5 protein-coding genes are annotated in these 5,176 nt (G+C 42.3%); 1 reads left to right on the top strand and 4 read right to left on the bottom strand.

The window, feature by feature from the left end; translation table 11 throughout:
* Nucleotides 1-1,053: 1,053 nt before the first annotated feature.
* Together OI69_RS18810 and OI69_RS07275 are read right to left on the bottom strand one after the other, a co-directional pair.
* The gene (locus OI69_RS18810; RefSeq protein WP_052198327.1) at nucleotides 1,054-1,377 is read right to left on the bottom strand and encodes an MbcA/ParS/Xre antitoxin family protein; all 324 of its coding nucleotides are present in this window, start codon (nucleotides 1,375-1,377) and stop codon (nucleotides 1,054-1,056) included.
* An 80-nt stretch (nucleotides 1,378-1,457) separates the two neighbouring features.
* The gene (locus tag OI69_RS07275; protein ID WP_039348105.1) at nucleotides 1,458-2,057 is read right to left on the bottom strand and encodes a hypothetical protein; all 600 of its coding nucleotides are present in this window, start codon (nucleotides 2,055-2,057) and stop codon (nucleotides 1,458-1,460) included.
* 102 nt (nucleotides 2,058-2,159) lie between these two features.
* On the opposite strand from OI69_RS07275, the gene OI69_RS07270 reads away from it, so the two are divergent.
* On the top strand, nucleotides 2,160-2,468 hold the full coding sequence (locus tag OI69_RS07270; RefSeq protein ID WP_039348103.1) for a helix-turn-helix domain-containing protein: 309 nt from the start codon (nucleotides 2,160-2,162) through the stop codon (nucleotides 2,466-2,468).
* A gap of 109 nt (nucleotides 2,469-2,577) precedes the next feature.
* Here the strand turns inward: OI69_RS07270 and OI69_RS07265 are convergent, their stop codons facing one another.
* Both OI69_RS07265 and OI69_RS07260 read right to left on the bottom strand, forming a co-directional pair.
* Entirely contained in the window at nucleotides 2,578-3,009 is a 432-nt protein-coding gene (locus tag OI69_RS07265; protein ID WP_080752615.1) for a hypothetical protein, read from the bottom strand.
* On the bottom strand, nucleotides 3,009-5,141 hold the full coding sequence (locus OI69_RS07260; RefSeq protein WP_235319665.1) for a hypothetical protein: 2,133 nt from the start codon (nucleotides 5,139-5,141) through the stop codon (nucleotides 3,009-3,011). Before OI69_RS07260 ends, OI69_RS07265 begins: the two co-directional genes overlap by 1 nt.
* Between the last annotated feature and the right edge of the window lie 35 nt (nucleotides 5,142-5,176).

The raw sequence follows: 5,176 nt of genomic DNA, 5'->3' as shown, positions 1-5,176 counted from the left end.
TATGACTTGACCACTACAATCTGATGCCCGGGTTGCCAGACAGTGGAAGCATGAGCTCGGGCAATTCCACGAGTGCGCTAAAGGGCTAGTTGAAGGACTGTTAGATGGTAATGTTGAGATCCTTCATCTTGAGGATGAGTTATCTGCTGTTATCTATCATATTTCTCAACCCGAAACATTGCCTGTGACGATGCCACTGGGCTTCATCACAACGAATAAAGAGGCAGTTAAGATTATTGGTGCTCTGATTACTGAATATGTCAAAGGCACCACTGGTTTTGATAAGCCTCATGACTGTGGCGCAATTTCGGCAATGGTTTAAAAATCGTTGCAGACTGATTAAAAAGGGCAATTAATTGCCCTTTTGTTTTCAGCCTTAAACCACCTCCTCGGGAGGTGGTGATTGTCCCTGCGAGGCTCCACTACGGTATGTCGCTTCATTACCGACTAACTGAACATCCATATCGAACCACACAGAGCATATGACACCAAGATTGAAACGGTGAGCGATGCGGAGCGTGTCTCAGTTCTGCACACAGATGACCCTGTTATTAAGCTATTTTACCGTGGGCATTACCGTTATGGTTGCTACTCAATGATAGTAAGGGCCTAGACCGTTTCAATGATGTCTGCATCGTGATGGGTACAGAGCACTGTCAACTCTTGAATAAGCAGGGGTTACAGGCACTGCTACCGTCATCCCGCAACAAGCTTTATGTTGCGTGCTCGCGGGCACGTGGCAATATTTATTTTGTCCCTGAAGCCCAACTGCGGCGGTTCAAGCTCTGAGTTAGTAATCTCTGTATTTTTGAAGCCATCGCCTGATTGCTGCGAAGATGGTTAGACCAGAGCATCGTATCTGAGGTTGGATGCTTCAAGAGAACGAAAACCTGTCATATATAGCAGCAACGTACCTCGAAAAAGGGGCGCTCAGAGTCAGTTCTAGAACAATCGCCTATATCATAATGGAATTGGTAGCCGACTAATCCCGGCAATCATCATGGTCTGGCTAAAGTGGAGCGATAATATGCAAAGTTATTTAGTCTAAACTGTTTATGGATAAACGCCATGCTGCAACTGAGTTATCAATTTGAGAACGGCATCTATTCCAGATGGGAGCGACAACATTTCATTAGGTGATATCCATTCTAATGCCCGATTCGGCTCCGCTAACCATTTTTTAGCCAGATCAGCATCGCCCTCGAATAATTCTATTGCACGTTCTGATATCAATGAAGACCGCAATGTATTTTTTTTGCATGCGTCATCAAATGATGTTTTCAGCAGCGTCATTTCGTGTATTTTCCTCTGAATCGGCGTCATTTTTTTCAAGTTGACAATGTCAATCATCGTGGGATTTCGCCCCGAATTTTTCATAGAAAACACCTATAGTAATTTAATACTAAAAAATAACGTTATACTTATTAATATACTAATCGCTCAGTTAAGCTATGACCTCAACGGATAGCAGCGTTTTCCTTATATACAACTTCAGAAATCTGAGATTTTATTCTACCAATTGCGTTAATTTTACCCATTAAACGAAAAACCTGCTTATTAAGTTCATCTGAAATTGTCGTGAACTCCAACTTATGCTCTGGAAAATCGGTGATGATTTCATCAAAAGCCTCTTTCTCACCAATTACATGAGCGAGTTCCGTTTCATATCTAATTCTGTGTCGATTCAACTTAATTGCATAACTTTTTTTTAATATTTCATCGGTTACGTTAGTTTTTAGTTCATTATTTAGGCTTTCTGATTCAAACTTTAGAAGTGAGGAAGATCTCCTCATTTCAGAAACGATGTTAAAGAATTGCTTAGTTAATGTATATTCAAATTGGTTGATGCTTTTCATCTTTTTTCTAACGAGTAAACCTTTTTTGATCATTTTCTGGAATTGGTGATATACAAAATTTCTGGCATTGCCAGCATTTTTTTTGACTAAGAATTCACCAACAACAATAGATGCAATTTCATTGACTGTGAAGCTATCTCTGTCTACCTTTTTGATTGCAGCATAAATATAAGCTTCAGCATTGGCTACCCGAGTATTCATAGCGATGTGGTTCTGTAAAATTGTTGCTTAGGATTGCTAAGTATACAGCAATGCAAGATACTTAGACAATCTAAGCAACACTAGGCTATTCAAGATGATTACGTGTCCACAACCAACCCAATACCAGAACGACTCAAAGAAGCCCGTATTAAAGCAGGCATCTCGCAACGAGCGTTGGGTATACTTGTCGGTTTTGATCCAGCCTCGGCCAGCAGTCGCATGAATCATTATGAGAAGGGGAGACATATCCCTGACATTGACACATTGCGCCGTATGGCAAGTGAACTGGGAGTTCCTCTGAACTACTTTTTTTGCGACGACCAGATAACAGCAGAGTTATTATTGCTCATATCTAAGATGACGCCAGAAGAACGTATCCAGTTGATCGAAAGGTTGAAAAATCAGAGCTAAACAGTCGTGAATATCAAAAACTAGAGCATTTTTCAAACAGTTACTGCACTTTCGGCGCATCATAACTAACCACCATGTTATTAGTGATAGCCTTCATCCAATTGTTTCATTACGATTTATGCAACTCTTTGATTACGTGCGGTGCGAGCAGGCTTTCCACCGGAATCGTTGTATTAATTTTCACCGCTTTAACAATTGCAATCAGGGCAGTGGTATTTTGTGCCAGTTTATCTCGTAGCTCATTGATTTCCTTCTGTAATTGCTGATTTCGTGCCAATAACGCCTGGCGGGTTTTACGGTTAACATATTGCTGTTTTTCTTTAGGACGTAAGTTCAGGGGATTGAGCTGTTGATCAACGTAGGCTGCAATAAGCCGCTTTCGCTCCAAGCTGCTCAGTGTGCTTAAACCTCCGTTGAGAATACCCTTTTCCTTAAGGCGGGTATGCAAAGCTTTGGCAGAAATAGGCGATTTATCAAAGCCTTCAATCATCATCAGTTGTAGTTCATGTTCAATCAGTGTGTCCAGTTCTTTTCCACGCATCAGAGGTTCCCCCTAGTCAGTTTTTTGTGCTCTAAAGCAAAAAGTTGTGACAATGTCTTTATTTCTCCTTCAACTTTTATCTCTCCTGACAGCACATTTTCTGTTGAGATTAACCGTTGTGCTTCAGCGCGACTCAACCATTGTGATTGAATAGCATCCAGATGTTGCAAACTTTGTTCGATCTGAGCCAGTTTGGACTGGTAATCCGTTTGGTGTTTAGCAAGCTGAGTCAGTTTTGAGTGTGATTGCAGTAGTGCCTGTTTTTTCGCGAAGAGGTTGGACAACTCATCAATGCGTCCTGTAAGGGTGAAATGCTCGCAAAAAGCCATACTCTGGCATTTCAGCCGATAAGGACACCCCCAGAGATTAACTGCACGCGTACAGGAACCGAATTTCAGTGGATGTAATACAGCATGTCTTTCCACCATCTCGGTTGCTTGTTCTGGGCCTTCATTGTTACTGATTTCTTCAAAAGCTGCGGCAATATCCTCAAATAAACCATCGGCAAATGACGCCTCGATAAACCCAGCCACATCGTTGCGATCATCAAAGGTGTGTAGATTGGCTTTAATGTTGTTATCAAGCACCATATTCTCTGTGACCACCATATATCCCGTGTGTTTAACAATATCCAGCGGCGTTGTAACTGAGGAGGAATGAGGTTCAGTGGCTAATGCTGTGGATGTTGACTGAAAGCCAAGCAGTGAAGCCACTTTTCTACGTTCAGCAAGTGCCAGATGTTGGTAATGGCTGTTTTGCGTAATATTTACACGTCCCATCAACATAGCCTGTAAATGATCAGAAACCTCCGCAATAGCGAGGAAGGTATTAATATTATGCCGGGGAATATGGGTACGCATATGAGTAGGGGTGCCGTTATCTTCCAGCAACTTGTATTTACTGAATATCGACCCATTAGCATCAACATTGCCCAGAAATTTATTCATTAACTGGTTACTGAGCGGTATGGGTACAGCTAGTAATGCTAGGGTACGACGCAACGCCAATGAGCCTTTTACATGTATGAACAGCAATTCTTCATAGTTGATCGTATACTGCTTGCCGCCCTCGGACCAAGCGTGAGTGCAGGGAGAACGAGTATTGTCCCCTCCAAATTCAGCTTTTAGGTACCGGTCTAGATCTGTTTTGAAATAATAAATGGATTTACTGTTTTGCGACTCCAAAATTTCATTAGCAGGAAAAATGCTACGCTTTGTCAGCGCCTTGATAGCCTTATCTCGCCGTCCAGCGCGGCCACGATGATTTGATGAAGTTTGGACGATATGTCTTACCACATTATCCAATTCGACTAACTCACCGGACAGGCTGCTGATGCCCATTGGCAAAAAATCACTAAACGATTTTTCCCGCAAATAGATCAGATTGCGACGCATCGGGGCAGTCAACTGTTTGACCACTTTGAATATGTTCTCAACCAACGGTACCGCTAACGGTTCTACCCAGTGCGTGCGTTCTCCTGCGCCTTTAACACCGACATAGCGTATGCCAAGGAAATAATCTGGAAGTCCCTTATCCTTAAGCCGCTTACGTGCTGCTGAGTCATCAATATGACGTTTGACCAGAGCATCCTGTCTGAGGTTGAATGCTTCAACAGAACGAAAACCAGTAATAATGAGTAATAACAAGCAATTCAGAGCTATTTTCTCGGCATCACTTTCTACTCGATGGATTAAAGCAACAATGTTCAAGAAACCACGAATAGTAATCAATGAATCCTCACCCTCGGTAGCCATATCAGCCAGCTTATCTTGGCGTTTTAGCGCAATGGTTTCCTGAGCTTTACGGGTCAAATTCGTTTGGTTGGTATATTGATTATCAGAAACATATTGTAAAGTGACGAGGGTAAATGCCTGATGATTTATAAGCTTTTGAAGACTGACACAGCGACCTTTGTAATTAGCCGTATTAGGGTCGCCAGGTGTTGATGCAGCACTGAGGACATCCATTGCACGGCGAATAACGCCTGTGGTCAAATAGACTGGGTGAGTTTGTCCGGTAGTTTCCACTAATGCGTGGTACCAGCGTTTTAAAATCATCAAGGTTGCTATAGCCACAGCGGGGGAGATGTTTTGATTTTTCCTTTGGTATACAAGTACCAGCATGGACTTCATGAATTTGATATAAGCTGTATTAGTCGCGACCAGAT

Origin of the sequence: Pectobacterium fontis, assembly GCF_000803215.1 — a bacterium.
Taxonomy (GTDB): domain Bacteria; phylum Pseudomonadota; class Gammaproteobacteria; order Enterobacterales; family Enterobacteriaceae; genus Pectobacterium; species Pectobacterium fontis.
Note: the sequence above shows the minus strand (reverse complement) of the source record. Positions and strands in the feature narration are given on the sequence as shown.